We start from the raw sequence: 1,027 nt of genomic DNA, 5'->3' as shown, positions 1-1,027 counted from the left end.
TTGCTCACCCAGTCGTTCGCAACACTCCCATTGCCATCCACAAACGCCACATGCGTCGCACCAGCATCCATCGACACCGGCGACGTCCCAGCCGAAGCCGAACCACCGACCGACAGTCCGGGGTAGTACGTGCCCAGGATCGACTGCCAGGAGCGGCCTGCGAGGGCGCAGTTCTGCGACCCCCACTGGCTGAGCGTGTTCGGGTACCTGGACAGTCCGGTGCCGCAGCCCTCGGACGGGCTTCCGGTGAGTGTCGCCTGGTACGAGGCCTGGAAGACCGAGCCGTTCCTGGTCATGACCGAGTTCCACGTCGACTGCACGGCCGAGTTGGTGACGGCGGTGGCGCTTGCGGGTATGTAGCGCTGATAGTTGATCGAGTCGTCGACGTTGTAGCAGGTTCCGTTGTACGACCCTCCCCGCCAGTTGTTGACCCAGTACCACGCGTAGGTCTTCACCGCCATCGCACCCGCCTGCAGCGAGGCGGTCTGCCAGGAGGTGACCCACTCACTGGGCAGTACGTCCTTCACGTACTCCTGGAACGGCACGTTGGTCACGCCGATCTCGGTACCCGGCACCGGGGCACCGACGCTGGTGTGCTGCGCGTATCGCAGTACCCGGATGGTGGAAGGCGGGGTCGAGTCGGACGAGTAGCCGCCGCAGTTGCCGCTCGCTGCCGGAGCCGCGGCGATTCGGGGAGTGGACACGAGGGCCGACGGCGCGACCTGGTCACTGACCGGCTGCGGCCGGCCCGTCTTGTACGGCAGCGGGGACGCGGCGGCCGGGCCCGCCACTGCGAAGCCGAGGGCCGCCATCGCCGTGACACCGCTGAGCGTCAGACGTAGACCACGGATGACAGACATTCCGATTCCTTACCGATGGGCCGCGCCGGCCGGAAGGACCGGCCGGCGCGGTGACGTATGGGTGCGAGGCGAGTTCCGGTTGGTGTCAGCGGCTGGTGCCGCCGAGGCCGGAGGGCCCCTGCCAGGCCCCGTTGCTCACCCAGTCGTTCGCAAGACTGCCGTTGGTG

Annotated in this window: 1 protein-coding gene; it reads right to left on the bottom strand. The window is 67.7% G+C overall.

The annotated features are described in order from the left end of the window. On the bottom strand, positions 1-860 hold an 860-nt coding region (locus AB0M92_RS39305), incomplete at its 3' end, for a SpoIID/LytB domain-containing protein (RefSeq protein WP_366107199.1). Positions 861-1,027 lie beyond the last annotated feature (167 nt).

The organism is Streptomyces sp. NPDC051582 (assembly GCF_040681715.1).
Lineage (GTDB): Bacteria > Actinomycetota > Actinomycetes > Streptomycetales > Streptomycetaceae > Streptomyces.
Note: the sequence above shows the minus strand (reverse complement) of the source record. Positions and strands in the feature narration are given on the sequence as shown.